Origin of the sequence: Candidatus Cryosericum odellii, from assembly GCF_003570935.1 — a bacterium.
In the GTDB taxonomy this organism is placed as follows: Bacteria; Caldisericota; Caldisericia; order Cryosericales; family Cryosericaceae; genus Cryosericum; species Cryosericum odellii.
This window is the reverse complement of record NZ_QXIU01000261.1, coordinates 1-3,017: the sequence shown is the minus strand read 5'-3', so window position 1 is coordinate 3,017 and position 3,017 is coordinate 1. Positions and strand designations below refer to the sequence as shown.

The following is a 3,017-nucleotide window of genomic DNA, read 5'->3' as shown; positions in this document are numbered from 1 at the left end:
CCTCATGAGAACAAGGAGGTGAACGATGACACAATACTGCTGGTCCTTTGGGTGAGAACAGAGCAACGGAAATAGAGCTCAGGAGGGTCAAGACCGTCCGGACGTATGCGCTATGGTTTACCCCGGCCTTCCTGCTTTCGTACGGTATCCAGCAGGTTATCCAGGTACGGCCACAGTGAGCAACCACTGCCCGTTCACGAGTCCAAGGGAACATAACAGCATGACAGTGTGCCGAATTTGATAGCGCCCGTCATTAAATATACGTTCGCTCGTGCGGAGCTGGGCATTGGCCTAGAAGTTTCCCAACCTGTAGAGATTTTTGCTTTTGCCTCACACCCCGCATTAATCAAGGCGAAACCTGGCATGTACAAGGCGGCCCCCCCATTGGTAGAGAGCCGCCCCGCTTCTTTTCCNNTTTCCTGCCTAGATCGTGTGTGCTACCGTCAAGAGGTTCCTGACAACTACCCCATGTAAGCGTTTTTCCAGTCGAGTGTTCCCAGGGTCGAGTCAAAGAAGTTCTTGACGTGCTTGCTCAGCAACACCGGGTTCACGCCGTAGAAGATTGGTAGAATGGGCATATCGGTCATGATGATCGTTTCTGCGGCATGCAGTATCGCCATGCGCGCCTTCGGGTTGACAGTCACCTTGGCCTTTGCCAGGAGAGCATCGTAAGACTTGTTGCTCCAGCCGGTCCGGCTATTCAGGCTACCCGTTACGTACAAGTCCAGGAACGTAGTGGGGTCCGCGTAGTCAGCAATCCAGACAACACGCGCAATATCATAGTTCAAGTTCTTCTCATCATCCGATAAAACGCCCCCCTCCTCGACCCTGAGGGTGCAGGTGATACCAAGGTTCTTCTTCCACATCTGCTGGGCCGCCTCAGCAATAGAACTGGATATACTGGAGGGTCCGATGAGGATTGTGAAGGCAGGGAACCCTTTGCCATTGGGATAGCCGGCCTGAGCAAGCAGTGCCTTTGCAGTCACAATATCGTTGTCCTTGAAGTATGAACCACCAATAGTGCGGAAATCAGTCCCAGGAACCGCGTCTGGAATTCCGGGGGGAATAAAGGCCATCGCAGGACGCGACCCATCCCGAAGAATGGAAGTGATGCCCTTGCGGTCGGTGGCTAGAGCCAAAGCTTTGCGAACACGAACATCGTTGAATGGTTTCTTGGTGGTATTGACAATCCAGTCGGATAGCTCGAGGTACGGAAGGATTTGTGCATCGCCTGAGGCGACCAGCTTAGGCAACTCTGAGAGGGGTACTGAGATCGCGGCGTCCAGCTGACCGCTCTGATACATCGAAAGTGCAGTCGCCTCATCCGTGACCATAAGGTAGGTGATCTTGGTGAGTTTGACAGCGTCCTTGTCCCAGTACGTCGGGTTCTTGACAAAGACCATCTTGTCATTGTGTGACCACTGTGTGAGCATGAACGGTCCATCGCTCACATATGTCTTGACATCGGAGGCCCACTTGTCATTCGTGCTGACAACGGCCTTGCAGACCGGCATCAGCATACCGAACGCCGTCAAGTTGAGAAAGTATGGAGTCGGGGTCTGGAGGTAAACCTTGAGCGTCTTGGCATCCAGTGCCTTGACGCCGACGTTCTTGTTGGGATCAATCTCCTTCGCCATGTTCGGAACGGGGACGTCCTTGCCTGCTACTTTCTTCGTGAGAGGATTGCCTTTGGCGTCGACAGCCTGGGCATAGTACTTGGTGCCGACTTTGATAGACGTGTTGAATGCCAGACCGCCATAGACGTTGTAGAGGTAGTAGGCGCCCTCGGCAGCAAACTCAGGGTTGAGCACACGCTTCCACGCATACTCAAAATCGTATGCAGTAACGGGCGTTCCATTCGTCCAATACGCATCGCGAAGCGTAAAGATGTAGGTCTTCAGATCTTTGGAGATCGTCCAGCTCTTCGCAATCGCTGGCTGTGGTACATTCTGCTTGTCATTACGCGTCAACCCATCAAAAACCTGCTCTACGCTGTTGAGTGTCTGAAGGGTAACGCCAACGGCTGGATCCATCGTGGGGGGCTCACTACCTATGTTGTACGTTACCTCCTGAGCAACTGCCTTTGCTGACGGTACGACAGACAGNNCAAGACAAGTGACAGTGCTTTCCGCATGCAATAGCCTCCATTTTTCCAACAGGATTTGTCGCTTGCGCGACATCTCCCAATATTAGCAACCCATGGCAAAAAATACAATGGGGGTTCTCTACGGGGGCCGCCTTGTTCATTGGTACACTGGGACGACCCCGATCCTGTCCAGGGGGTAAGGGGCCCTTCAGATCTGGAGCGCTGAAGTCTATGAGCCGGTGCCTAGCTCCGTACGTGCAAATGCGGTTGTAATGACCGAGGGGCTTCGTGCATTGGTGCGTCTGCTCCCTTGCTGCCATGCTGCTATGTAGTCACACTGTCATATGCCCCTAGCTCTGTCCTGAGACCTCTCCATCCGTTGTCAAAGAAGCCCAGGAAGCCTTTGAATAAAGCGGGGTTGCAGGCTTTGAGGCATGAGGAACCATTACGCCACTGCAACACTTGCAAAAGTCGTCACAGGGTGGGTTCGTGTCACTCCAAGAGCAAAACTGTGCAATTGGTGCCCTTTCCTAAAGTCTGGCTAAACAGAAACGAGGGTGGGCACTTCATGCTCAACAGCGTCACAGAACGAGGCAATACTACGGGGTGATTGCTGCGCCCGTTGTCAGAGGTTGTCGAAGAACCTTGCAACGTAGAACCTACCGTCTACACTCGTGATGGCGGGGGACGTACAAACCCTCCCTTTTCCTCCCCCCGCCATCTCCTGTCTATCTCTCCTTTCTCTTATGCACGCTTCGTCGTCGACATGGGACAAGAAGACCTCCTGGCAAACCGACAACGCGTTGCCATTTATTCCATTTATTCAGTAACTAGAAGAAGTCCGTTGCCAAAGATTGCCGGGGTACCAATAATACTGGGTTGTTTCTTAAAGTTTATAGAACATGAGAAAGGGCGGGCGGGGTTGAGGGTG

Annotated in this window: 1 protein-coding gene; it reads right to left on the bottom strand. The window is 53.0% G+C overall.

Annotated features, from left to right (window positions below; all coding sequences use genetic code 11):
- Positions 1 to 461 precede the first annotated feature (461 nt).
- Positions 462 to 2,033, bottom strand: coding sequence for a peptide ABC transporter substrate-binding protein (locus SMC5_RS10250; protein ID WP_165849077.1), 1,572 nt, complete (start codon positions 2,031 to 2,033; stop codon positions 462 to 464).
- Positions 2,034 to 3,017: the final 984 nt, after the last annotated feature.